This window comes from Microbacterium sp. NPDC089188 (assembly GCF_040685155.1).
Taxonomy (GTDB): domain Bacteria; phylum Actinomycetota; class Actinomycetes; order Actinomycetales; family Microbacteriaceae; genus Microbacterium; species Microbacterium galbum.
This window is the reverse complement of record NZ_JBFBHH010000001.1, coordinates 915,666-939,837: the sequence shown is the minus strand read 5'-3', so window position 1 is coordinate 939,837 and position 24,172 is coordinate 915,666. Positions and strand designations below refer to the sequence as shown.

Annotated in this window: 22 protein-coding genes and 3 tRNA genes; 9 read left to right on the top strand and 16 right to left on the bottom strand. The window is 70.7% G+C overall.

Features of this window, described 5'->3' with window-relative positions; genetic code table 11:
• Positions 1 to 46: 46 nt before the first annotated feature.
• From panC to hpt, 11 genes are all read right to left on the bottom strand, one after another.
• On the bottom strand, positions 47 to 901 hold the full coding sequence (panC, locus tag AB0N80_RS04315; protein WP_363577752.1) for a pantoate--beta-alanine ligase: 855 nt from the start codon (positions 899 to 901) through the stop codon (positions 47 to 49).
• A complete protein-coding gene (locus AB0N80_RS04310; RefSeq protein ID WP_363577750.1) occupies positions 898 to 1,620 on the bottom strand; it encodes a DUF2520 domain-containing protein in 723 nt (240 codons plus the stop codon). The genes panC and AB0N80_RS04310 overlap by 4 nt, the downstream gene beginning before the upstream one ends.
• Positions 1,617 to 3,368 carry a PH domain-containing protein gene (locus tag AB0N80_RS04305; RefSeq protein WP_363577748.1) on the bottom strand — a complete coding sequence of 584 codons (1,752 nt, stop codon included), beginning with the start codon at positions 3,366 to 3,368 and terminating at the stop codon, positions 1,617 to 1,619. Before AB0N80_RS04305 ends, AB0N80_RS04310 begins: the two co-directional genes overlap by 4 nt.
• On the bottom strand, positions 3,365 to 3,919 hold the full coding sequence (locus AB0N80_RS04300; RefSeq protein ID WP_363578180.1) for a PH domain-containing protein: 555 nt from the start codon (positions 3,917 to 3,919) through the stop codon (positions 3,365 to 3,367). The genes AB0N80_RS04305 and AB0N80_RS04300 overlap by 4 nt, the downstream gene beginning before the upstream one ends.
• Before the next feature lie 154 nt (positions 3,920 to 4,073).
• Positions 4,074 to 4,559, bottom strand: a complete 486-nt coding sequence (locus tag AB0N80_RS04295) for a DUF3180 domain-containing protein (RefSeq protein ID WP_363577746.1) — start codon at positions 4,557 to 4,559, stop codon at positions 4,074 to 4,076.
• A complete protein-coding gene (folK, locus tag AB0N80_RS04290) occupies positions 4,556 to 5,041 on the bottom strand; it encodes a 2-amino-4-hydroxy-6-hydroxymethyldihydropteridine diphosphokinase (RefSeq protein WP_363577744.1) in 486 nt (161 codons plus the stop codon). The genes AB0N80_RS04295 and folK overlap by 4 nt, the downstream gene beginning before the upstream one ends.
• Before the next feature lie 38 nt (positions 5,042 to 5,079).
• Positions 5,080 to 5,448, bottom strand: a complete 369-nt coding sequence (folB, locus tag AB0N80_RS04285; protein ID WP_363577742.1) for a dihydroneopterin aldolase — start codon at positions 5,446 to 5,448, stop codon at positions 5,080 to 5,082.
• The gene (folP, locus tag AB0N80_RS04280; protein WP_315993761.1) at positions 5,448 to 6,239 is read right to left on the bottom strand and encodes a dihydropteroate synthase; all 792 of its coding nucleotides are present in this window, start codon (positions 6,237 to 6,239) and stop codon (positions 5,448 to 5,450) included. Before folP ends, folB begins: the two co-directional genes overlap by 1 nt.
• Positions 6,236 to 6,823 (bottom strand): GTP cyclohydrolase I, encoded by a 588-nt coding sequence (folE, locus tag AB0N80_RS04275; protein WP_363387412.1) that lies wholly within the window; start codon positions 6,821 to 6,823, stop codon positions 6,236 to 6,238. Before folE ends, folP begins: the two co-directional genes overlap by 4 nt.
• 6 nt (positions 6,824 to 6,829) lie before the next feature.
• Positions 6,830 to 8,833: an ATP-dependent zinc metalloprotease FtsH gene (gene ftsH, locus AB0N80_RS04270; RefSeq protein ID WP_315993763.1), complete on the bottom strand. Its 2,004-nt coding sequence runs from the start codon at positions 8,831 to 8,833 to the stop codon at positions 6,830 to 6,832.
• A gap of 123 nt (positions 8,834 to 8,956) precedes the next feature.
• Entirely contained in the window at positions 8,957 to 9,508 is a 552-nt protein-coding gene (gene hpt / locus AB0N80_RS04265) for a hypoxanthine phosphoribosyltransferase (RefSeq protein ID WP_315993764.1), read from the bottom strand.
• Between the two features lie 131 nt (positions 9,509 to 9,639).
• On the opposite strand from hpt, the gene AB0N80_RS04260 reads away from it, so the two are divergent.
• Entirely contained in the window at positions 9,640 to 10,944 is a 1,305-nt protein-coding gene (locus AB0N80_RS04260; protein WP_363577740.1) for an MFS transporter, read from the top strand.
• Here the strand turns inward: AB0N80_RS04260 and tilS are convergent.
• The gene (gene tilS, locus AB0N80_RS04255; RefSeq protein ID WP_363577738.1) at positions 10,937 to 11,959 is read right to left on the bottom strand and encodes a tRNA lysidine(34) synthetase TilS; all 1,023 of its coding nucleotides are present in this window, start codon (positions 11,957 to 11,959) and stop codon (positions 10,937 to 10,939) included. The genes AB0N80_RS04260 and tilS overlap by 8 nt on opposite strands.
• 204 nt (positions 11,960 to 12,163) lie before the next feature.
• Here tilS and AB0N80_RS04250 point away from each other — a divergent pair, with 204 nt between their 5' ends.
• Positions 12,164 to 12,697: an inorganic diphosphatase gene (locus tag AB0N80_RS04250; RefSeq protein ID WP_136586076.1), complete on the top strand. Its 534-nt coding sequence runs from the start codon at positions 12,164 to 12,166 to the stop codon at positions 12,695 to 12,697.
• 57 nt (positions 12,698 to 12,754) lie between these two features.
• Here AB0N80_RS04250 and AB0N80_RS04245 read toward each other — a convergent pair whose 3' ends face one another.
• The gene (locus AB0N80_RS04245) at positions 12,755 to 14,203 is read right to left on the bottom strand and encodes a M23 family metallopeptidase (RefSeq protein ID WP_363577736.1); all 1,449 of its coding nucleotides are present in this window, start codon (positions 14,201 to 14,203) and stop codon (positions 12,755 to 12,757) included.
• Positions 14,204 to 14,416: 213 nt separating this feature from the next.
• Here AB0N80_RS04245 and AB0N80_RS04240 point away from each other — a divergent pair.
• The 4 genes from AB0N80_RS04240 (at position 14,417) to AB0N80_RS04225 (ending at position 17,341) form a co-directional block, all read left to right on the top strand.
• Positions 14,417 to 14,489 (top strand) — tRNA-Glu (locus AB0N80_RS04240).
• 30 nt (positions 14,490 to 14,519) lie between these two features.
• Positions 14,520 to 14,593 (top strand) — tRNA-Asp (locus AB0N80_RS04235).
• Between the two features lie 64 nt (positions 14,594 to 14,657).
• Positions 14,658 to 14,730, top strand: a tRNA-Phe gene (locus tag AB0N80_RS04230).
• A 550-nt stretch (positions 14,731 to 15,280) separates the two neighbouring features.
• A complete protein-coding gene (locus tag AB0N80_RS04225; RefSeq protein ID WP_363577734.1) occupies positions 15,281 to 17,341 on the top strand; it encodes an MDR family MFS transporter in 2,061 nt (686 codons plus the stop codon).
• A gap of 51 nt (positions 17,342 to 17,392) precedes the next feature.
• Here the strand turns inward: AB0N80_RS04225 and AB0N80_RS04220 are convergent, their stop codons facing one another.
• The 3 genes from AB0N80_RS04220 to AB0N80_RS04210 all read right to left on the bottom strand — a co-directional run bounded on the left by AB0N80_RS04220 (position 17,393) and on the right by AB0N80_RS04210 (position 21,284).
• On the bottom strand, positions 17,393 to 18,976 hold the full coding sequence (locus tag AB0N80_RS04220) for an AMP-binding protein (protein ID WP_315993769.1): 1,584 nt from the start codon (positions 18,974 to 18,976) through the stop codon (positions 17,393 to 17,395).
• A gap of 104 nt (positions 18,977 to 19,080) precedes the next feature.
• On the bottom strand, positions 19,081 to 20,274 hold the full coding sequence (gene chrA / locus AB0N80_RS04215) for a chromate efflux transporter (protein ID WP_363577731.1): 1,194 nt from the start codon (positions 20,272 to 20,274) through the stop codon (positions 19,081 to 19,083).
• 53 nt (positions 20,275 to 20,327) lie between these two features.
• On the bottom strand, positions 20,328 to 21,284 hold the full coding sequence (locus AB0N80_RS04210) for a Gfo/Idh/MocA family oxidoreductase (RefSeq protein ID WP_363577729.1): 957 nt from the start codon (positions 21,282 to 21,284) through the stop codon (positions 20,328 to 20,330).
• A 106-nt stretch (positions 21,285 to 21,390) separates the two neighbouring features.
• Here AB0N80_RS04210 and AB0N80_RS04205 point away from each other — a divergent pair, with 106 nt between their 5' ends.
• The 3 genes from AB0N80_RS04205 to AB0N80_RS04195 all read left to right on the top strand — a co-directional run bounded on the left by AB0N80_RS04205 (position 21,391) and on the right by AB0N80_RS04195 (position 24,169).
• A complete protein-coding gene (locus tag AB0N80_RS04205; protein ID WP_363577727.1) occupies positions 21,391 to 22,545 on the top strand; it encodes a xylanase in 1,155 nt (384 codons plus the stop codon).
• A gap of 159 nt (positions 22,546 to 22,704) precedes the next feature.
• On the top strand, positions 22,705 to 23,832 hold the full coding sequence (locus tag AB0N80_RS04200; RefSeq protein WP_315993773.1) for a glycosyltransferase family 2 protein: 1,128 nt from the start codon (positions 22,705 to 22,707) through the stop codon (positions 23,830 to 23,832).
• Positions 23,833 to 23,911: 79 nt separating this feature from the next.
• On the top strand, positions 23,912 to 24,169 hold the full coding sequence (locus tag AB0N80_RS04195; protein ID WP_055959528.1) for a glutaredoxin domain-containing protein: 258 nt from the start codon (positions 23,912 to 23,914) through the stop codon (positions 24,167 to 24,169).
• Positions 24,170 to 24,172: the final 3 nt, after the last annotated feature.

The following is a 24,172-nucleotide window of genomic DNA, read 5'->3' as shown; positions in this document are numbered from 1 at the left end:
CGCCCGCACGGCGCTCCCGCGCCGGTGGCGTCGGGCCTGCGGCGCGTCAGCGCAGCGAGATCTCCGCGTTGTCGATGAATCGATGGCCCCCGACGGTCGCGGCGATGAGCGCGAACGCGCGGCCGCGGTGGCCCTCATCGACCGGCAGGAAGGTCGCCGGGTCGACGACGCTCAAGTACTCCAGGGAGATGCGCTGTTCGCCCATGAGCGCCGACTGGGCCGCCGCGATGCACGCGTCGACGCCCATGTCGGCGTTCGAGGCCGCGGCCTCCAGAGCACGCGGGAGCTTGGCGACCGCGCGGCGATCCGCCTCGTCCAACAGGGCGATCCGGCTCGACACCGGCAGGCCGTCGTCGGTGCGCACCGTGGGAACCGTGTCGATCCCGACGCGGAAGTCCAGGTCGCGCACCATCCGCCGCACGAGGAAGACGCGCTGCAGGTCGCGCTCCCCGTAGACGGCGACATCGGGAGCGACCAGGTGGAAGAGCTTCGCCTCGACGGTCAGCACTCCGTCGAAGTAGAAGGGGCGCACCCGCCCTTCGTAACGGAGTCCGATGTCACCCGCCGACACCCGCGTGGTGGCCGTGCCGGCCGGCAGCAGTTCCGCCGCGCTCGGCGCGAACACCACGTCGACCGCGAGGTCGTCGAGCACGCGCGCATCGGCCTCGGGAGAGCGGGGGTAGGCCGCGGTGTCGTCCGCCGTGCGGAACCGCAGCGGGTTGACGAAGGTCGAGACCACGACCACGTCGGCCCGCTCCCGAGCGCGCGTGATGAGGTCGACGTGGCCCTCGTGCAGGGCTCCGAGCGTCGACACGAGGGCGATACGCGGTCCCTGTGCGGCGCGGTCGGTCCCTCGGATCTCGTCGAGTCGGGCGCGCAGATCCTCGAGGGTGGCGATCATCCGTCGATCGTAGCGTCGCCGTCGAGGCGGCCCGCGCCACTGCCCTCGACGAGCGCCTGGTCGACGCTCGAGCGCACCAGGGCCGACAGGTACCCGCCGGGATTGTCGACCCCGACGCGGCTCAGCAGCTCCGACGATTGACGCACGATCGAGCGGGAGAACTCCGTCGCCGTCGCGATCGCCTCCGCGTACGTCGGCCGATCCGCCTCCGCCACGACCACGGGTTCGCACCCGAGCTCGACGGCGAGCGCCTGGGCGATCGGCAGCACGGGCGCCGGCGCCGTCACCGCGGCGTACGCCTGGGCGAGCTGGCGGAGGTCGATCGACGATGCGCCGGTGAAGACGATCGCGGGGTGGATGGCGAGAGGGATGGCCCCCCGCTGCGCGGCGGGATCGAGCACCCGCGCACCGTGTGCGGCGTCGGTGTGCAGCACGAGCTGTCCGGGCTGCCAGGCACCGAGCTCGGCGAGTCCCGCGACCAGTCCGGGCAGCTGGTCGTGCGGCACCGCGATCACCACGAGTTCGCTGCGGCGCACGACCTCGTCGGCCGTGAGCTGCGGCACCCCGGGGAGGATCGCCTCGACGCGATCGTCATCCGACCCCGAGGTGATCCCCGTCAGGAGATGTCCCGCGCCCGCGAGAGCCGCCGCGATGACCGGTCCGACCCGCCCGGCACCGATCACGCCGACGCCGAGGCGCCCGTCGCGACCGGCGTTCATCCGGCCCACCGGTGCGTGCGGTCACCCGCGGCCGCCGCCACGCCGCCGCGCGCGGTGGCTTCGAACACGCGCAGCGCGTCGTCTCGGTCGATCGCGGCGAGATGGGTCTGCACCGTGCCCGTGATGACGTGACCCGTGAGGGTCGCGGTGCGGGCCGCACGGGCGAGCGGACCCTGGCGCACACCGATCGACTGCAGCCGGGCGAGCGGCAGCACGGTCAGCGAGCGCCACACCCAGCCCCGGCGCAGCAGCAGCGCGTCGGCGGTGAGAAGGACGCCGTTGCGGCGCCACGACAGCGGCCGCAGCCACCGCGCGCGGCGCGGAGTCGTCACGTAGGGGTCGTCATCCACCGGACCCAGGATGCCGTCACGGAACACGAGTGTCCATTCCTCGCTCGACAAGCCGGGCGCGAGGATCCGCAGCACCCGCTCGACGTCTGCGCGTGTGCCGATGGGCAGCACCGCCGCGACCTGATCGGCGCTGGAGTCGGTGGAGGAGCGTCCCGACAGCCGGTTCACCGTCACCGCCCACCAGCCGAACGGACGCCACATGAGCGGTTGACGGACCTCGATCGCGTGCACCCGACCCGGCGGAATCACCTCGCTCACCGTGGTGAAGAGTCCGAACGTCACCCGCACTCCGTCCGAGGTCGGCGCGATCGAGTACCGCAGCCCTCGCGCGATCGAGCGCACGTAGTACGCACCGAACGCGAGGAACATCGGCACGACCGTGAAGAGCAGCCACAGCGTCGAGACGGAGGCCGCGACGGCGATGCCGATCACGAAGGCGATCAGCACGAGGGTGGAGCCACTCAGCACACGCGAGGCGACGAGTCGACCCACGGGGATGCGGACGATGCTCTCCGGCTCGGTATCGGAGAAGTCCTCACCGTCGACGATGCCCTGCAGCCCGTCGGCGACGGTGTCGGCGGCCGCCGTGACGCGGGAGCGCTTCGCGCCCGGCCCGGCACCCGCCTCGGCGAGACGCCGGCCCGACGCCAGCCGCAGGATGTCGCCGCGGACCGCCTCGGCATCCTTGCCCGAGAGGTACTCGAGCTTGACGTTGGCGTCCAGGCCCGCCCCCACGACCTCGAGCTTCGCCAGCCCGAGAAGGCGCGCGACCATCGGACGGGTCAGGTTCACGCCCTGCACGCGGTCCAGCGGGGCTCGGCGATGGGTGCGGAAGAGCACACCCGAGCGCACCTCGACGTCGTCGTCGCCGATACGCAGGGTGTGGAAGCGCCACGACAGTCGGAAGAGCCCCAGCAGCACCAGGAGGACCACCAGCGCCGCTCCCGCCGCGATGAGGATGAGGTTGTTCGCCAGCAGGAAGTCGACCGGGTCGGGCGGAACGGCCCCGGGCGGCAGGTCGGTGAAGACGGGGAAGAACAGCTCCAGCAGCCGCTCGCGGAGATTCGCGACGATGAGGCCCACGATGACGAGCAGGGACAGGCCGCCGCGCAGCAACGGCGTCAACGGGTGCAGTCGGTGCCATTCACCGTCGCTGTACGGCGAGCGCACGACCGCCCGCGCCCCCTCCCGCCCGCTCGCGCCCGGCGCGATGACGCCCCCGTCGCCGGACGGCACGCCCACACCCGGCACGAGGCCGCTCTCGTCGCCCGCTGACGCGTCCGCGGCGTCGACGGGCGCCCCCGCGGGAGGCCCCGGCGCGTCGCTCGACGGCGGCGGCGTCACCCCTGCGCCGGTCCCGACCGCCTCGCCGCGGTTGCGATCGTCGGTGTCGCTCACAGTCCGGTCCGTCGCGTCTCCGCCACGGCGACGAGCGTGTCGCGCAACTGCTCGGCCGCCTCCTGCGTGAGCCCCGGGATCGTCACACCCGTCGAGGCCGCGGCCGTGACGAGCTTGAGCTGCGCGATACCGAATCCGCGGTCGAGCGGGCCGTGCGTGATGTCGACGAGCTGCATCCGCCCGTACGGCACCGCGACGACGCGCTGCCACAGGATGCCGCGGCGGAAGACGAGATCGTCCTGACGCAGCTGGTACCCGAAGGAGCGCGCCTGCCGCGGCGTGACGAGCAGCCCGATCGCCGTCACGACGAGAACGATGCCGGCGGGGATCCAGGGCCAGGGCACTCCTGTGAAGGCCTGGACGCCGATGGCCACCGCGAGCACGAGGAGAAATACCGCTCCCTGCGAGATGAGCTGCACCCACACGTACGCGCGCGCCAGTTGGTGCCACGTGCCCTCGCCGAGCGGGAGCCGGCCGGCGGCGCGCGGCTCCAGGACGCGCGAGAAGGTCCGGGCGTCGAGCGCATCGGCGCCTACCCCATCGGCGCCCACCGCGTCGGCGCCTGCCCCATCGGCGCGCACCGCGTCGGCGCCTGCCCCATCGGCGCGCACCGCGTCGGCGCCTGCCCCATCGGCGCGCACCGCGTCGGCACCCGCCGCATCGGCGCGCACCGCGTCGGCGCCTGACGCGTCGGCGCCCACCACCTCAGATGCCGACGGGTCCGGCGGGGGTGTTCCCGGGGGTGTCGTCATCATCGTCCTTCCGGAGGGTGCACAGCTGCTCGGCCACGAGCCCCGCGACGACGAGGACGACCGCGCACACGACCGTCGCGATGATCGATCCCATCGAGCCTAGCGAGGGGGTCGCGGGCCGGCTCAGCAGGAACGCGAGGAGTCCGACGCCGAACCCGAACGCGGCAGCCCCCACCAGCGACGACGCCTTCGCGAGCATCGCGACACGCAGGGCGCGGAAAGGATCGATGCGCCGCTCGCTGCGCCCGCGCGTCGCACGGAACACCGGCACCGCCAGGATGACGATGACCGCACCGACCAGCGCGAGGATCGTGGGCAGGCTCGCCGCGGGGGTGAACGTCGCGCGCCCCATCGCGGTGAGCATCGTGTCGAGGACGAAGCCGACCACGCCGCCGATGATGGCGCCGATGAGCAGGATGCCGGCACCCGTGCGCCTCATCGCGCCCCTCCCCGCAGTTCGGCGAGCAGGGCGTCGACCCGGCCGCGCCCGGGGATCACGGCGTCCGGATCGACGTCGAGCCACGGCACCAGCACGAACTCGCGCTCGTGCGCGCGCGGGTGCGGCACCACGAGGTCGTCGCGGTCGATGATCTCCCCGCCGTAGGCGATGAGATCGAGGTCGAGCGTGCGGTCGCCCCAGCGTTCCCGGCGCACGCGCCCGTGTCGCGCCTCGATGCGGTGCAGGGCGGCGAGCAGCGCCGTCGGGGCGAGTCGCGTGCGCAGCGTCGCGACGGCGTTGAGATAGCGGGGGGCGTCGTCGTCCTCGCCGTCCAGGGTCACGGCGGTCGTCTCGATCGGGGTCGACACCGCGACGTCCGTGGTGAGGGGCAGCGCCCGCACCTCCGTGACGGCTGCGGCGAGCGTCTCGGCCCGCTCCCCGAGGTTGGCGCCCAGGGCGATCACCGCGGCGACGGGGGACATGCGCGGCGCCTCTCCGATGCCGTGGGCCAGTCGCACGCTCACGAGCGCCCGCGCGTGATCGTCACCGACACGTCGGCGAAGGGGACGGGGATGGGCGCCGCAGGCTTGTGCACGGTGATGGTCACGGACTCGACCCGCTCATCGCGGAGCACCTCGTCGGCGATGCGCGCGGCGAGCTTCTCGAGGAGGTCGACCGGCTCGCCCGACACGATCACGGCAATCCGCTCGGCGAGTTCGCCGTAGTGCACCGTGTCGGCGACGTCGTCCGTCTCGGCCGCGCGGGCCAGGGGCAGGACCACCGTCGCGTCGACGATGAACTCCTGCCCGTCGCGCTTCTCGTCGGGATAGACCCCGTGGTATCCGAAGGCGCGGACGCCCGTCAGGGTGATGTGGTCGACGGCATCCATCAGGACTCCCAAGCGCGGGCGACGGCGAGCGCGTCGCGGGTGGTCGGCACGTCGTGAACGCGCACGGCCCAGGCGCCGGCCTGGGCGGCGAGGGCGCTCGTGACGGCCGTGGCCAGGTCGCGGCGCGCGAGGTCGGCGTCGTCGCCGAGCGCGTCGGCGAGGAACCTCTTGCGGCTCGTGCCGACGAGCACGCGTCGGCCGCGGGCGACGAGCGCGGGCAGCGCACCCAGAGTCCGCCAGTTCTGCTCGCCGCGCTTGCCGAACCCGATACCGGGGTCGACGACGATGCGCGACGACGGGATCCCGACGGCCTCCGCGGCCGCGACGCGCTCGTCGAGCTCGGCGGTCACCTCCGCGGCGACGTCGACGTACTCCGCTCGCGCGTACATCTCGCTCGACGGCCCGCGCCAGTGGCCGATCGCCATCTCCGCACCGCTCTGCGCCACGGCGTCGAGCATCTCGGGGTCGGCGAGACCTCCTGAGACGTCGTTGACGAGACGGGCTCCGACCGCGACGGCGGCTGCGGCGGTCGAGGCGTTCATGGTGTCGATGCTGACGTACGCCCCCTCGGAGGCCAGGGCGGCGACGACGGGCAGGACGCGCTGCTGCTCGACCCGGGGCGAGACCCGTTCGGCGCCGGGTCGTGTGGACTCCCCGCCGATGTCGAGCAGGTCGGCCCCCTCGGCGCGAAGACGGCGCGCGTGCGCGATCGCCACGTCGGGATCGAGGTACCTCCCGCCGTCGCTGAAGGAGTCGGGGGTGACGTTGACGATCGCCATCACGAGTGTCACGCGCGTGCTCCGATCAGGGCGACGAGCTCGGCACGGGCGACCGGCTCGGCGTACGCACCGCGCGCGGCGATCGTCACGGTCGAAGCGTCGAGCTGTCGTCCGCCGCGCATGGTCACGCACTCGTGGGTGGCATCCAGGACGACGAGCACACCCCGCGCATCGAGGGCGGATGCGATGGCGTCGGCGATCTGCTCCCCGAGACGCTCCTGCACCTGCGGACGGGCGGCCAGGATGTCGATGACCTTCGGCAGCGCCCCGAGGCCCACGACCTCCTCGCCCGGCAGGTACGCCACGTGGGCGCGGCCGCGGAAGGGCAGCAGGTGATGCTCGCACATCGAGCGGAACGCGATGTCGCGCAGCATCACCGCTCCCGAGGGGAGCGTGTCGGGCGCGGGCCCGCGTGACACCGAGATCGTGTGCTTTAGCGGGGCGCCGGCATCCTGGTTCACGCCCGAGAAGAACTCGGCCCAGCTGTCGGCGACCCGGGTCGGGGTCTGCCGCAGCCCGGGGCGATCGGGATCTTCCCCGATCGCCTCCAGCAGCTCACGGACGAGGGCTGCGACCCGCTCTCGATCGACGGCCACGGCGCCTCAGGCGGTCGCCGGGCGCGTCTGTCCGCTCGGACGGGGCTGCGCCTGGGCCTGCGTCTGCGCCTCCGCCTCGGCGGACGCGGCGATGCCGGCCGGAGCCTGGCGACGCGGGACATCGACCGGCGGCTGGTTCGACACGGGACGATCGCCCGACGACAGCCACTGCGGGCGCGGGGTGAGGCGCTTGACGTCCGTGAAGATCTCGGCGAGCTCGATGTGGTCGAGCGTCTCCTTCTCGAGCAGCGCCAGGGCCAGGCGGTCGAGCACGTCGCGGTTGTCGTTGATGACCTGGTACGCCTCGTTGTGCGCCTGCTCGATGAGCGCGCGCACCTGGGCGTCGACCCGCTCGGCGATGCGCTCCGAGAAGTCGCGGCCGTGTCCCATGTCGCGGCCCATGAACACCTCGCCCGACGACGAGCCGAGCTTCACGGGGCCCACCTCGTTGGTCATGCCGTACTCGGTGACCATCTTGCGGGCGATGCTCGTGGCCTTCTCGATGTCGTTCGAGGCGCCGGTGGTGGGGTCGTGGAAGACGATCTCCTCCGCGACACGGCCGCCCATGGCGTACGTCAGCTGGTCCTGCAGCTCGTTGCGGGTGACGGAGTACTTGTCGTCGAGCGGCAGCACCATCGTGTAGCCCAGCGCCTTGCCGCGCGGGAGGATGGTGACCTTCGTCACGGGGTCCGTGTGGTTCATCGCCGCCGCGGCGAGGGCGTGACCGCCCTCGTGGTACGCCGTGATGAGCTTCTCCTTGTCCTTCATCACGCGCGTGCGACGCTGCGGTCCGGCGATCACGCGGTCGATGGCCTCGTCGAGGGCGCGGTTGTCGATGAGCTGCGCGTTCGAGCGCGCGGTCAGCAGGGCCGCCTCGTTCAGCACGTTGGCGAGGTCGGCACCGGTGAACCCGGGCGTCTTGCGCGCGACGACTTCGAGGTCGACCGAGTCCGACAGCGGCTTGCCGCGGCCGTGCACCTCGAGGATGCGCTGGCGGCCCTTGAGGTCGGGGGCATCGACGCCGATCTGACGGTCGAAGCGGCCCGGACGCAGGAGGGCGGGGTCGAGGATGTCGGGGCGGTTGGTCGCAGCGATCACGATGACGTTGACCTTGGGGTCGAAGCCGTCCATCTCGACGAGCATCTGGTTCAGCGTCTGCTCACGCTCGTCGTGACCGCCGCCCATGCCGGCGCCGCGGTGACGGCCGACGGCGTCGATCTCGTCGATGAAGATGATCGCCGGCGAGCTCTCCTTGGCCTGGTTGAACAGGTCGCGGACGCGGCTGGCGCCGACACCGACGAACATCTCGACGAAGTCCGAGCCGGAGATCGAGTAGAACGGCACGCCTGCCTCGCCGGCCACGGCGCGGGCGAGCAGGGTCTTACCGGTTCCGGGAGGGCCGTACAGCAGCACGCCCTTGGGGATGCGCGCACCGACCTCCTCGAACTTCTTGGGGTCCTTCAGGAATTCCTTGATCTCGTCCAGCTCTTCGATCGCCTCGTCGGAGCCCGCGACGTCCTGGAAGGTGACGGTGGGCGTCTCCTTCGTCACGAGCTTCGCGCGCGACTTGCCGAACTGCATGACCTTGCTGCCGCCGCCCTGAGCGCTGGACAGCAGCCACCAGAACAGCAGGCCGAGGAGGATCAGCGGGAGCAGCAAGCCGATCAGGCCGTCGAACCAGCTGGGCTTGGGCACGACGTCGTTGAAGCCGTCGGCGGGGGCCGCGGCGTCGATCGCGCTGGCGACCTCGTCCGCGCGGGCCTGGCTGAAATAGAACTGCACGTCGTTCGCGCCCTCGAAGGGCTGCGACAACGTCAGATCGACGCGCTGATCGGGATCGTTGGTGACGACCTGAGTGACGGTGCCGCCCTTGAGCAGGTCCAGACCCTCCTTGGTGGACACCTGGCGGGCACCACTGAGGTTGGAGATGAGGGAGAAACCGATGACCAGAAGCAGACCGACCAGCAGAACGTAGACGATCGGGTTGCGCGTGATCTTCTTGAAATTCATGGTGGGCGAGCCCAGCCCTTTCGTGATCCTCCGCAGAAACGCGGTCGCATCAGGCTAACGCCCGTGGACTATGCCGGGCCTGTGCGTTCGTCGAGGGCGTACGGAGACTCCGCTCCGAACGCCTCAGGAATACACGTGCGGCGCGAGCACCGCGACGTCGCGCAGGTTGCGGTACTTCTCCGCGTAGTCGAGCCCGTAACCGATCACGAAGTCGTTGGGAATGTCGAAACCGACGTACCGGCAGTCGACCTCGACCTTCATCGCGTCGGGCTTGCGCAGCAGCGCGAGCACCTCGACCGACTCCGCCCCGCGCGAGGCGAAGTTCTCGAGCAGCCAGCTCAGGGTGAGACCGGAGTCGATGATGTCCTCGACGATCAGGACGTGCTTTCCCGTGATGTCGGTGTCGAGGTCCTTCCGGATCTGCACGACGCCGCTCGAGCGGGTGGAGGCGCCGTAGGACGACACGGCCATCCAGTCCATCGACACGTGCATGGGCAGGTGACGGGCGAAATCGGCCATGACCATGACCGCGCCCTTGAGCACGCCCACGAGCACGACGTCGCGGCCCTCGTAGTCCGCGACGACCTGCGTCGCCAATTCGGCGAGCTTGTCGTGGATCTGCTCCTCGGTGAGGAGCACTTCGCTGATGTCGTCGGAGATGTCGGCCGCGCGCATTGGAGAAGTCTACGTCGCTCGATTCCGGATGCCGTTCCCCGGCGATGCGGATCGCCGTCGTGCCGCCCGGAGGGCACCGGGGGCGGTAGCGTCGCCTTCCGGCCGCCGTTGCTCACTCCGGAAGGGAATCGATGACCTCCACCACGTCATCCCCGCCACGAACGCGCGGCACCGGCGCCGTCATCCTCGCCCAACTCCTGCTGCGGATCGCCTCGGCCGCGGGTGCTCTCGCGCTCGGGTCCTACTTCGTCGACCTCTCCCGACAGGGGACCTCGGTGGGGCCGTTGCTGCTCGGCATCCTGTCGGGAACCGGCTTCCTGGCCGAGCTCGTGCTCGCCCCGCTCGCCGGGTCCGCCAGCGATCGACGCGGGCGGAAGATCTTTCTGGTCACCGCCCCCCTGCTCGCTGCGGCAGGCGTCCTGCTCACGCCCGGAGCCTCGCTGCTCGCGGCCGTGCCGTCGATCGCCCTGGTCGTCGTGATCGTCGGGACATCGCGCCTGCTCGACGGCGCGGGCGCGGCGATCGCGGCTCCGACGACGCTCGGGCTGCTCGCCGACTCCAGCGACGGCGATCCGCGACGCCGCGGGCGGGTCACGAGCCTGTACGAGCTGTCATCGTCGGGCGGGATCGCCCTGGGCGCCGTCGCGGGGCCCCTTCTCTACGGCACGCTCGGGCTCTGGACGTTCGCGGTCCTCGCCGCCGTCTACGTCGTCGCGTCCCTGCTGGTGCTGGTCTTCCTCCGGCCGGGGCCGGCATCCATGATCACTCCCGCCCGCGCCTCGCTCGGCGACCGCGTGCGCGTCCTCGTCCAACCGCGCCTGCTGGCGTTCCTCCCGGGGTGGATCGCCGTGAACGCGATCCTGGGCACGTGGGTGACCTCGCAGATCACCTTCGTGCTGGCCGGCGACGTGCGGGCGGACGGTCAGCTGTTCCCCGGGGCGTTCCGCGGCGACGAGGCGGGACTGTCGATCGTCCTCGGTGTCTACGTGCTCTTCTTCAGCCTGTGCATCGTCGCGTGGGCCTTCTTCATCGGGCGCCTTCCGACCATCCCGGTGCTCTTCGTCACGGCGGCAGGTGCGCTGATCGCCTCGGTCGGGCTGATGCTCGCCAACCGCGGGGCGCCCCTGGCGGCCGCGCTGCCGCTGGTGATGATCGGGGTGTTCCTCGAGGCGGGATTCACCCCCGCCGCACTGACCCATCTGAGCGACATCTCGGCGGAGTTCCGCGACGACCGCGGACTCATCATGGGCGCGTACTCGGTCGTGGTCGGCGCCGGATATCTTCTGGGCAACCTGCTCGGCGGTGTCTTCGCCCAATGGCTCCTGTTCGATGGTCTCGCACTGCTGACGATCGGGCTGGCGGCGATCGCCCTGGTGTCGATCACGACGATGTCGGCGGTCGAGAAGCGTCTCGCACGACAGCGTTCCGTCAGCTGAGCCGACGGCGATCAGGAGCGCTCGCGCGCGCGACGATCTCGATCCGATTACCCACCCGGCGGGCGACGCACGAGGGCAGGTCGATCGGTCCCTGCCCGCGCCAATCGACCGCGAGACGGGCGACCTCGAGGGTCTGCGACCGGGTCAGCGACACGCCGAACTCGCTCTCGACGACGTGGCGCACGATCCGGTTGCGCAGCGCCGCGGGGTTGGCGGCGAGGGCGGCGACCGAGATCGAGATCCCCGCCTCGGCGTGCTCGACGATGTCCTCGATGGTCTCGTCGATCATGTCCTGGAAGGCCGCCGCGTCTTCGCGCAACTGCTCGGCGGTCCGCGCCAGCGCCTCGGCGACGCCCGGTCCCAACTCGTCCTCGAGTGCGGGCAGCACCCGCTCGCGCACCCGCACCCGCGTGTAGGCGGGATCGAGGTTGTAGGGATCCGCCCACGGCTCGAGCCCCTCGGCCGCGCACGCCGCTACGGTCGCCGACCGGCGCACGCCCAGCAGCGGTCGCAGCCACGTCGGGCCGGTGGCATCCCGTCGCTCGGCCGGCATGCCGCCCAGGCTCGTCGCCCCGGACCCCCGCGCGAGACCCAGCAGCACGGTCTCCGCCTGGTCGTCCAGGGTGTGCCCGAGCAGCACCACGTCCGCGCCGACCTCCGCCGCTGCGCCGGTGAGGCCCGCGTACCGGGCGGTGCGGGCGTCGGCCTCGGGTCCGTCCGCGGACCCGACCTCGACCGCGACCACGCGCGCGTCGATGCCGAGCCCGCGCGCCGCCTCGGCCGCACGATGCGCCACGGCATCCGATCCCTGTTGCAGCCCGTGATCGATCACGACGGCTTCGACCCGGATGCCGAGCCGCGCCGCCTCGAACGCCGTCGCCGCCGTGAGGGCGAGCGAGTCGGCCCCGCCCGACAGCGCCACGATCACGGCACCCTGGCGACCCTCGAGGGCTGCGCGCACGGCGCGGCGCACCTCGGCGACGGCAGGGTCGAGACCGGGTCGCCGTTCGTGCATGGCGTCCACGCTATCCCTCCCGGCAGAAGGGCCGCCGCGAACACAACACGGGAAACCTCGTCAGAGCCTCCAGCACGTCCGGGGCGGGTCCGCGGGGTGCCGCACGGATCTCCATCGTTGTGTCGGGGGGCAGGGAACCGGCGGGACAAAGGACGCTCCGGCTAGGCTGGGCCGCGGAAATCCACAGATCTAAGGAGCACGAGTATGGGCGCTTTCGACGCCGTCATCGAGATCCCCCGCGGCAGCCGCGTGAAGTACGAGGTCGACCACGGCACCGGCCGCGTCTACCTCGACCGCATCCTCTACACGGTGTTCGGCTACCCGGCCAACTACGGCTTCTTCGAGAACACCCTCGGCGAAGACGGCGACCCGCTCGACGTGCTCGTGCTGCTCGACCGCGACCTGCACCCCGGCATCCTGGCCAAGGTGCGTCCCGTCGGCGTGCTGAAGATGAGCGACGAGGCCGGTGGAGACGACAAGGTCGTCGCCGTGCTCGCGAAGGACCCGCGATGGGACCACATCCAGGACGTCGACGACATCGACGAGTGGACCAAGAAGGAGATCTCGCACTTCTTCGAGCACTACAAGGACCTCGAGCCCAACAAGTGGGTCAAGGTCGACGAGTGGGCGAACGCCGCCGAGGCCGAGCGTCTCGTGGCCGAGGCCTTCACGCGCTTCGACGAGCACGACGCGCAGACCAAGACGCAGGGTGCGGGCGAGGCTCCCAACACCCTCTGAGTTCGGTGACACGAAGAAACCCCCGGTCGATGGACCGGGGGTTTTCTCGTGCCGGGCTCAGACCCAGACGCCGCGATCGCGGAGCCAGGGGGCCGGATCGGTCGTACCGCCCCAGGGCGGGTAGACCTCGAAGTGCAGGTGGCAGCCGAAGGAGTTGCCGGTCTGGCCGGTCGCCGCGATCTGCTCCCCCGCGCCGACGCGCTGGCCGTACGACACGTAGATGCCGCCGTTGACGATGTGCGCGTAGCCGGTCGCCGACCCGTCGTCGTGCTGGATGCGGATGTAGTTGCCGTAGCCGCCGTTGTACCCGGCGTAGGTCACGCGCCCGGCCGACGCCGCGTAGATCGGCGAGTAGCAGCCGGCGCCGAAGTCGAGACCGAGGTGCCACGAGCTCGCGCAGTAGCTGCCGTTGCACTGGCTCGATCGCGGGCCGTAGCCCGAGGTGGTTCCGGCCGACGACGGACGCGCCCAGCCGGAGCCGGTGGCCTGGCCGCCGCCTCCGCCACCCCCGCCGCTGTTGGAGCCGCCGCCTCCACCGCCGCCGCCACCGCCGTTGTTGTTGTTGTTCTGCCGGTCGCGCTCTTCCTGCTCGCGACGCGCGCGCTCGGCGCGGTCCCGCGCCTCGGCCTCTTCCCGAGCCTTCCGCTCGCGCTCTTCGCGGGCCTTGCGCTCGGCCTCGACACCAGCTTGGTAGTCGGCGACGGTCTTGGCCGTGGTGTCCTGGAGAGCAGCCAGCTGGGCCTCGAGGACCACCTGGTTCGCCTGCTGGGCGGCCAGCGCCTCCTGCGCGGCCTGGGCGGCCTGCTGGGCGGCCACCATCTTCTCCTCGGCGATCTTCTGCAGACGATCGCGCTCGGTGCGGGCGTCGTTGGCCTGGTTGCTCAGCTGCGTCGCGGAATCGCGCGCCGTCACGGCCGCCGCGTACACCGAGCGGTTGCGCTCGATGAGCTTGTCCATCGTGCCGAGCTTGGCCAGCAGGTCGTCGGCGCTGGCGGCCGACCCCGAGAAGAAGAGGTCGAGCGAGGTGTCGTCGCCGCCGGAGCGATAGAGCTGCGCGGCGACCTTGCCGGCTTTGGCCGCGGCGTCGGTGGCCTTGGCCGCTTCGGCGTCGGCCTGCGCCTGGATCTGCTGCGCACGGTAATCGGCGTCGAGGTAGGCCTGCTGCGCCGTGTAGTACTCGTCGGAGCGGGCGACGACCTCGGCCTGCGTGCGCGCCACCTCGGACTGCAGGCCCTGGATGAGGCCCTGGATGCGGGCGATCTCGCCGGCTTTCGCCGACTCGTTCGCCCGCGCCGCCTCGACGTCGGCCCACGAGGGGTAGTCGGCGGCGACGGCGGGAGAGGAGAACCCGGATGCCGCAGCGCCGAACGCGCCGAGGGCCGCGGCGCTCAGGGCACCGAACTTCAGCGCGCTGCGTCGATCGAACGTCGGCCACAGGCGCCGCCGCTCGCTCGCGGTGGGCGCGCAGCCGCAATCGTCTGACTCAACGGGGCGCTCGAGCGTCACGGGAATACCTCATCTCACCGGTCGCAACTCGACTCACAGTAGCAACACGAGTCACACACACAACAGGGCGAGTTCCCGTCGGCAGCGCCCATCCTGCGCCCCCGACACGCGCGAGCCGCGTACGCCACGCCCCGAATTGGCAATCTCGCGAGATGTGAAGTAGGCTCGGTCGTCGGCAAGCGAGAAGGAAATCGCAAGGTTTTCGCCTCATCCGGCCCCATCGTTTAGCGGCCTAGGACGCCGCCCTTTCACGGCGGTAGCACGGGTTCGAATCCCGTTGGGGTCACTTTCCGGTGAAGTACAATTGAAAATGCATGGCCCTGTAGCGCAGTTGGTTAGCGTGCCGCCCTGTCACGGCGGAGGTCGCGGGTTCAAGTCCCGTCAGGGTCGCTCCACAGCGACGGGCCTTCTTTCGAGGAGGCCTTTCGTTTAGGAAGCGGCAGACATGCCGCTCGGCTCTGTAGCTCAGTTGGTAGAGCGCACGACTGAAAATCGTGAGGTCACGGGATCGACGCCCGTCGGAGCCACACGGACCGTCATTACAACGGTCCCAGAAACCCTCGCCTAGCTTCTACATGGCGGGGGTTTTGCTTTTCCCCGGCGAGGGATGCCGCCCCGCATGGCTCCGACCGCTCGGTCGTCGAGCCACCGCAGCACGCTGACCTGCCGCGCCGGGCGTCTGCCTCCCCCACGCGCCACGTGTGAAAACAGGCGAGGGTTCGAGAACAGGACGACCAGCCCCGACATCGCCCTGTCCCGGTGCGATTCCCTGTTCTCGCGCGAGGCCGCCACGATCCGCGCCCGCCGCACCCCGCCGCCCGCGCCCCGCCCGCGCCCGCCGCCGGCGCCCGCCGCACCCCGCCGCGCGCGCACGGGCACGGACCGCTCGCGCTCCGGACGCCGGTCCGGGGCGCGACTCCCCCCACGGGGGTATTTCTGCGGGCCCGGGGCGATGCCGACCCGCAGGTGGTTCCCCGACCCCGGTGGACGGCGCTACTATTTGTTGACTTTTAGCAAACACCTGGCGCCCGGCCCCGCCCGATCGAGCCGCCCGCCACCCCTTCTCGATGAGGACAGATGTCAGACATCACCCGCAGCCGGCGCGCGCACACCGGCACCACCGACACGGTCATGACCCACCGCATGATCATGTTCGTGATCTTCGGCCTCATGGCCGGAATGTTCCTGTCCGCCCTCGACCAGACGATCGTCGGAACCTCGATCCGCACGATCGGCGACGACCTCCAGGGCCTGAGCCTGCAGGCCTGGGTCACGACCGCCTACCTGATCGTCTCGACGATCTCGACGCCCATCTACGGCAAGCTCTCCGACATCTTCGGCCGTCGCCCGCTGTTCCTGCTCGCGATCCTCATCTTCATCGTCGGATCCGTGCTCGCGAGCTTCTCGACCTCGATGGCCGAGCTCGCCGCCTTCCGCGCCATCCAGGGCCTCGGCGCCGGTGGCCTGATGTCGATGCCGCTGGCGATCATGGGCGACATCCTCGCCCCGCGCGAGCGCGCGAAGTACCAGGGCTACTTCCTCGCCGTCTTCGGCATCTCCAGCGTCATCGGCCCGCTCGTCGGCGGTCTGTTCGCCGGCGCCGACCAGATCCTCTTCATCACCGGCTGGCGCTGGGTGTTCCTCATCAACGTGCCGATCGGCATCGCGGCCCTCGCGATCGTGTGGCGGTTCCTGCACATCCCCAAGCAGCCGCGCCATTCGGTGCGCATCGACTGGTGGGGCGCCACGACCGTCATCGTCGCGCTGGTCCCGCTGCTGCTCGTGGCCGAACAGGGGCGCGAGTGGGGCTGGGGCTCGCCCATCGCGATCGCCTGCTACGCGGTCGGGGCCCTCGGCATCCTGGCCTTCATCATCGCCGAGACGAAGATGAAGGACGACGCGCTCATCCCGCTGAAGCTCTTCCGCTCCCCCACCTTCTCGATGGCGACGATCATCGGCGTGCTCGTGGGCTTCGGCATGTTCGGCGCGATGCTCACCCTGCCGCTCTACCTGCAGCTCGTGCTCGGCTCGACGCCGACCGAGAGCGGCTTCGAGATGCTCCCGATGATCCTGGGCCTCATGATCGCCTCGATCGCGAGCGGTCAGATCATCGCGCGCACCGGTCGCTACCGCATGTTCCCGATCCTCGGCACGGCGTTGATGTCGGTGGGCTTCTTCCTGCTGACCTTCCTCAAGTACGACAGCCCCTACTGGCACGTCGCGCTCGCGATGCTCGTGATCGGCCTGGGCCTCGGCCAGCTCATGCAGACGCTCACGATCGCCAGCCAGAACTCCGTGGGTCTGCGCGACATGGGCGTGGCGACGAGCGGGTCGACGTTCTTCCGCCAGATCGGTGGAACGCTCGGCACGGCCGTCCTGCTCTCGCTGCTGTTCACGCTCATGCCGTCGAACATCATCGGGTCCTTCTCCGACCGCGGCACCCTCACCGACGCCCTCGACGCCGCCTTCGACCCCACGGTCGCCTCGGCACCGGCCAACGAGAAGATCATGTCGGGCATCTACACGCCCATCGTGACCCAGACGACCGATGCCGTGACCCAGCAGGTGCAGCAGGGCGTGCAGCAAGCACAGGATGCCGCGACTCAGGCCGTGGCGGCGCAGGTCGCCGCGGGGCAGATCCCGGCCGCCGCGCAGGCGCAGGCCACGCAAGCGGCGATCACCCAGGCGACGTCGGCCGCCGCGACGCAGATCCAGCAGCAGATTCCGGTCGCCCGCGTGGGCAGCGACGGATCGGTGAGCCTGGACTTCTCGAACGCCGCCGACCGCGCGGCCTTCGTCGACACCGTCGCGACGACGCTCGAGGAGCGATTCGCGGACGGCGGTGAGAACACCTCGATCGGCGACTCGACCCTGGACGACACCTCCTTCCTCGTGGGCGCCGACGCGCGTCTGACCAAGCCCTTCCTGGTCGGCTTCAACTCGTCGGCGACGAGCGTCTACTGGGTGGCGATGGGCGTGGTGCTGCTCGCGTTCGTGCTGTCGCTGTTCTTCCGCACGCCCCCGCTGCGCGCGAAGTCGGCGCTGCAGGAAGCCGCAGACGAGCGTCGCGGCCGCGACGATGAGGAGAAGCGCGCGGAGGAGTCCGCCGCGCAGACCGGCGCCCTGCTCACGCCGTGACCTGAACGACGAAGGGCGGGGCCGTCGCTAGACGCCCCGCCCTTCGTCGTCTCACACCGCTTCGCGCGCGCGCAGGTCCTTCCGCAGGATCTTCCCCGACGTCGACTTGGGCACCACGTCGATGAACTCCACCCGCCGCACCTTCTTGTGGGGCGCGACCTGGCCGGCGACGAACGCCATGACGTCCTCCGCCGTCAGGCCGGCATCCGGTGCCGCCACGACGAACGCCTTGGGGATCTCCTCACCGTCGTCCCCGCGCACGCCGATGACGGCGGCATCCTGGATCTTCGGATGCGACAGCAGCAGCGCCTCGAGCTCGGCGGGGGCGATCTGGTAGCCGTGGTACTTGATGAGCTCCTTCAACCGGTCGACGATCGTGAAGTAGCCGTCGACGTGGTGGACGCCGATGTCACCGGTGTGCAGGAAGCCGTCGGCGTCGAGCGTCTCGGCGGTGGCGTCGGGCCGGTTCAAGTAGCCGAGCATGACGTTGGGGCCGCGCACCCAGATCTCGCCCGGCGCGGTCAGCCCGTCGTCACCGTGCTGCTCGAGCTCCGCGCCGGTCTCGGGGTCGACGAGCTTGGCGTCGCACCCCGGGATGAGCACGCCGACCGAACTGACCGGGAATCCCGAGCCGGCGGGGATGGCGTGCGAGACGGGACTCAGCTCGCTCATGCCGTAGCCCTGGAAGAACCGGGCACCGATGCGCCGGCCGGCTGTCTCGGCGGTCTCGCCGTCGAGCGGGGCCGCACCGGAGAAGACGCTGTGCACGCTGGAGAGGTCGAACTGGTCGACGGCGGGGTGCTTGGCGAGGGCGACCGCGATGGGCGGCGCGATGAAGAGGAACGTGCAGCGGTGCTCCTGCACGACCCGGAGGAACTCCATGAGGTCGAAGCGGGGCATGGTGACCAGCGTCGCCCGCTGACGCAGAGCGAGGTTCAGCAGCACCGTCATCCCGTAGATGTGGAAGAACGGCAGCACGGCGAGAACGCGATCGTCGGGTGAGATCTCGATGACCGATCGGCACTGGTGCACGTTCGCGACGAGGTTGCGGTGCGACAGCATGACCCCCTTCGGCACTCCGGTCGTGCCCGACGAGTACGGCAGCACGGCGACGTGCGTGGCAGGGTCGAACGACACCTCGGGCGGCGTCCGGCCCTCGGTGAGCAGCGAGCGCAGATCGGGGTGCCCGTCCGCACCGTCGAGCACGATCACGTGATCGTCGGCGATGCCCGCTGCGTCGGCCGCGGCCTTCGCCTGCGCGAGCAGCGGTGAGACGGTGACGAGCCAGGTGGCGGAGGCGTCGCGCAGCTGGTTCTCGATCTCGCGGGCCGTGTAGAGGGAGTTCACGGTGGTGATCGCAGCCCCCAGACGCAGGATGCCGTGGAACACCGTCGCGAAAGCCGGCACGTTCGGGCACAGCATCGCCACGACCGTGTCGGTGTCGACCCCGCGTGCGGCGAGCGCCCCGGCGAAGGCGTCGACCTGCGCGCGCAGGGCGCGGTAGGTGGTCTCCGCCCCGCTGGACGGGTCGACCAGGGCCACCCGGTCGAGATCGTCGTCCCCCAGCGAGGCGAACAGGTAGTCGTAGATGCTCTGATCCGGAACGTCGATGCTCGGATAGGGGCTCTGGAACACGGTTCTCTCCCTCGAAAACAGGCGCGGCGGCCGGGGCCGTCCGCTCATCCTGGCATCGGCGTGACGCGGTGTCACCCCGTGCGGAACCGGCTCTCGGCCGCCGCTCAGGTGAGCGACAGGATGACGCCGCCGGCCGCCCCCACGAGCACCACCGCCCACGCCGGCGTCTTGACCGCGACCAGCAGCACGAATCCCCCCACCGCGAGCACGAGGGGCCCCGGCCCCGTGATCGCGGTGGTGAACACGGGAGTGTAGAGAGCAGCGCCCAGGATGCCGACGACGGCGGCGTTCGCCCCGCGCATGGCCGCCCGAACACGCGGCCGCGTGCGCACGGCATCCCAGAACGGGAGGACTCCGAGCAGCACGAGGAACCCGGGGAGGAAGATCGCCACGAGCGCGATCGCGGCGCCCGCGACGCCGCCCGGTCCCACGTCGGAGACGGCGCCGAGATAGGCCGCGAACGTGAAGAGGGGGCCGGGCACGGCCTGCGCCGCGCCGTAGCCGGCGAGGAAGGCCTCTGGCGTGACCCACCCCGTCTGCACGACACCGGCCTGCAGCAGCGGCAGCACGACATGACCGCCGCCGAAGACCAGGGCGCCCGAGCGGAAGAAGGCATCGGCGAGGGCGAGCACCCCCGCCCCGGTACCCGCGGCGAGCAGCGGGAGAGCGACGAGCCCGACCGCGAAGAGCACGAGGCACGACACGGCAGCCGCGCGGGGGACGCCGAACGGGGGCAGCTCGACCCCCGGGGGTTCGTCCGCACCGCGCAGCAGGAGCAGCCCCGCGACGACGCCCATCGCCAGCGCGCCGAGCTGCCCCGGAGCGGCGGGGAGCAGCAGCGCGAGGGCCAGGGCGACCACCGCGATCCCGGCTCGGCGGGCATCGGGCGCGAGGGTGCGGGCCATCCCCCACACCGCGTGGGCCACGATCGCCACCGCGACGATCTTGAGCCCGTCCAGGATCCCGTCGCCGATCGGTCCGCCGATCACGGCCGCGCCCGCCGCGAAGGCGACGAGCAGCACCGCCGAGGGGAGGGTGAAGGCCGCGAAGGCCGCGAGCGCGCCCGCGATGCCCGCGCGCTGGAGCCCCATCGCGAACCCGACCTGGCTGGATGCGGGTCCGGGGAGGAATTGGCACAGGGCGACGAGGTCGGCGTACGCCCGATCGTCCATCCAGCGGCGCCGGGTCACGAGATCGTCGCGGAAGTACCCCAGGTGGGCGACGGGACCGCCGAAGGAGGTGAGTCCCAGCCTCAGGAACGCGAGGAAGACCTCGCCCACCGATCCCGCCCGCCGCATCCGTCGATCCTCTCGCCGTGGGGGAAACGACAGGTGAACTCGTGGACCTCCGTCTACGCCAGCGGGACGGCGAGCAGCTCGTCGACGAGGCGCAACGTCGCCGCGGTGAGGTCCTGGTCCCCGGCGATGTCGGCGCCCTCGATCGCCTGTCGCAGACGCTCGACCTCCCCCACCATCGGGTTGTCGGGGGCGTCGACCTCGATCGCGTACGGGGCCCGACCGCGCGGGGTCACGATGAGCCGTCGGGGCGCGTCGACGGCATCGATCGCGAGCGAGGCGTCCTCGCCCTGGATCTCGCTCGGCAGGGCCGTGTCGGTGATCTTCGACCAGGCGACGTCGGCGATGAATCCGTCGTAGACGGCGAGGGCGCTGCCGAGACCGTCGGTCCCGGAGGCGATGCCCACGCGCGCGCCCTGGATCGACCTCGGCTCGCCGAACAGGCGGACGAGGGCATGCAGGGGATAGACCCCGAGATCGCGCAGCGCGCTGCCCCCGAGCGCCGGGTCGAAGATGTTCGTCTGCTCTCCCGCGAGGACGTGGTCGTACCGCGCCGATCTCTTCTCGTAGCGCAGAGAGACCCGTCGCACCGCGCCGAGACGCGGAAGGAGGTCGCGCACGGCGGACAGCCCGGGGTCGTAAGCGGTGCGCATGGCCTCGAGAAGCACCACGCCCCGCGCCCGGGCACGTCCCACCGCGGTGTCCCAGTCGGCGGCCGACAGCACGGCCGGCTTCTCGACGAGGGTCGGGATGCCGGCATCCACCGCCTGAGCGATCTGCGCGGCGTGCACGGAGTTGGGGCTGGCGAGGTAGACGGCATCCACGTCGGGGGCGGCGAGGAGGTCGTCGAGCCCGACCGCGACACCGGGGGCGCCGATCACGTCGGCGAAGGCGCGCGCCCGGCCCTCGTCTCGAGAGGCCACTCGCGAGACCACCGTGTTGTCCACCGCACCCACCGCCTCGGCGAAACGCTCGGAGATGCTGCTGGTGCCGACGATGCCGATACGGATCATGCGCCCATCCTCTCGCGCCCGCGCATCGCGACGCGAAGGGTCCCGGGCGCGCGCGAAGCGCCCCGCTAGGATCGCGGCGAGCCGCCCCACCCGATCCCGAGGCATCATGACGACCACCCGAGCCGCCCGCCGTCGGCGCGCCAGCCGCCGCGTCCGCGCGCGGCGCACCCTCGTCGCGACCGTCGCCGTCGCCCTGATCGCCGGGGCGGTCGCCGTCTTCGCCCTCACCCGTGCGCCGATCGCGCCGTCCGAGACGAGCGCCGCGAGCGGAGCGCCGTCGAGCTCCCCGACGCCCACCCCGACGCCGACGCCTCTCTCCCCGGCGCAGCGGTTGCTGTCGACCACCACCGACCCGAACGCCTGCGCGGTCTCGTTCGCGGGCGACGGCATCGCCCTCGACCCGCAGGTGCAGACGCAGGGGGTCCGCTACGAGGCGCTTCCGATCCCGCGCGCGGACGGCCGGGTGTTCGCCGGCTGGTACCCGACCACCTCCGACGCCTCCGCACTGACCGCCTCCACCCGCGTCAACGGCGCCGACCTCGTGACCTGCACCGATCGCGAACGGGTGCTGCACGCCGGGTGGGTCACGCCCCAGGCGAACGCGGCGGAGGATGCCGGCATCCCGATCCTCATGTACCACCAGTTCACGCGGAAGCCCGAGGGAGAAGACGGCTGGCTACGCGGCAATTACGCGTACGTCGGCGACTTCGATGCCCAGATGACGTACATCAAGGACGCGGACTTCTACCTGCCGACGTGGGACGAGCTGAGCGCCTTCATCGACGGAGCCCTCTTCCTGCCCCGACACTCCGTGATCATCACCGACGACGACGCGGACTCCAGCTGGCTCGAACTCGCCGCTCCCATCGTCGACGGCAAGAACATGCTGACCACGTCGTTCGTCATCACGTCGTTCCGCACCGAACCGACACCGAACACCTTCGTGCTGCAGCGTTCGCACACGCACGACATGCATCGCGCCGGCGCCGACGGCAAGGGGCGCATGGTCAACGAGGATGCCGACACGATCGCCGCCGATCTGGAGCAGTCCGCACGGATCCTCGGGGCGAAGGAGGTCGTCGCGTATCCGTTCGGCCACTACAACGACACGACCAAGGAGGGCGTGCGCCGAGCCGGCTTCGAGCTCGGACGCACCATCGAGCCGGGGTATGTCCGCATCGGCACGGATAAGCTGGCCCTGCCTGTCGTCCGTATCAATTACGGAATGACGGTCGACGATCTGAAAGCGAAGATCGGCTGAGCGTCGACGCGATATCGCGCCGGTAACGGGCGGTTTCTGGCCGGACGCTGGGGTGAACACCCGCTAGCTCCCAGGTAACTCCTCCACAATCCCAATTTGGGCACGCGTCGGCCGGTCTACGCTGTGTACTTCTGTCTTACCGAGAAAACGCGAGCACACATGGATATTTCCGTCATCGTTCCGACCTTCAACGAGGGTCCGAACGTCGCCGAGCTCGTTCGTCGCACGACGGACGCCCTGCTCGGTCGTGACGTGGAGATCATCTTCGTCGACGACTCCCGCGACGACACCCCCGACATCATCCGGGCCGTCGCAGCGACCTCCGCCGTTCCGGTTCGCCTCATCCACCGCGACGAGCCCGTGGGCGGGCTCGGTGGCGCCGTCGTCGAGGGCATCAAGGCCGCGGTGTCCGACTACTGCGTCGTCATGGACGGCGATCTGCAGCACCCGCCGGAGGTCATCGCCGAACTGCTCGCGCGCGCCGAGGTGGGCGATGCCGACGTGGTCGTGGCATCCCGCTACATCGCCGGCGGAACCTCCGACGGTCTGGCCAACGCCGTACGCACCACGGTGTCGCGGGCGTCCACGCTTCTCACCAAGGCCATGTTCCCCAAGAAGCTGCACAACTGCTCCGACCCCATGACGGGGTTCTTCCTCGTCGACCGGCGCTCCCTCGAGGTCGAGACCCTGCAGCCGCGCGGCTTCAAGATCCTGCTCGAGATCCTTGCGCGCAAGCAGATGCGCGTCGCCGAGGTGCCTTTCTCGTTCGCTCCCCGCTTCGCCGGCGAGTCGAAGGCGTCGTTCAGCCAGGGCATGCGCTTCCTCACCCAGCTCACGATGCTGCGATTCGGCCGCATGTCCGCGTTCGCCCTCGTCGGCGGTCTCGGGGCCGTCGCGAACCTCGTGATCATGTGGGCGCTTCAGGCCGTCGGCGTTCAGTACCTCATCGCCGCGGTGATCGCGAGCGTCGTGACCATCGTGGCGAACTTCCTCGCCCTCGAGTACCTCGTCTTCGCCGACATGCGCGCGGAGTCCGGGCTCATGCGACACCGGTTCATCAAGTCGTTCACGTTCAACGGCGTCGAAGCCATCGTGCGCATCCCGGTCATCTGGGTCCTGGTCAGCCAGGCGCACATCCAGAGCGTCGTCGCCGCCGCGCTCACGCTCATCGCCGCCTTCATCGTGCGATTCGTCTTCCACGCGCTCGTCGTGTACGCGCCCAAGAAGAGCCGCGTCGGGAAGGTCGTCCACGCCATCGAGCCCCTCGAGGACGAAGTCACCGCCTGAGCCCGGGCCAGCGGTCATGCGCCACCCGTCAGGTGGGGTTCTCAGCGCCCGCTGAGCGCGGGCGGCGTACGCTGGAGCCATGTCTTCCGACGCATCCATCCGTATGTTCGGCGCCGACTGGTGCCGTGATTGCATCCGCACCAAGAAGCAGCTCGACGAGCTCGGCATCGACTACGAGTACGTCGATCTGGTCGCCGATCCCGCCGCCGCCGACGTCGCCAAGGAGATCTCGGGTCGCACGAGCATCCCCGTCGTCGTCTACCCCGACTCCAGCCACCACGTCGAGCCCTCCAACGCCGACGTCGAGGCCAAGCTCCGCGAACTCTCGCTGATCTGACGA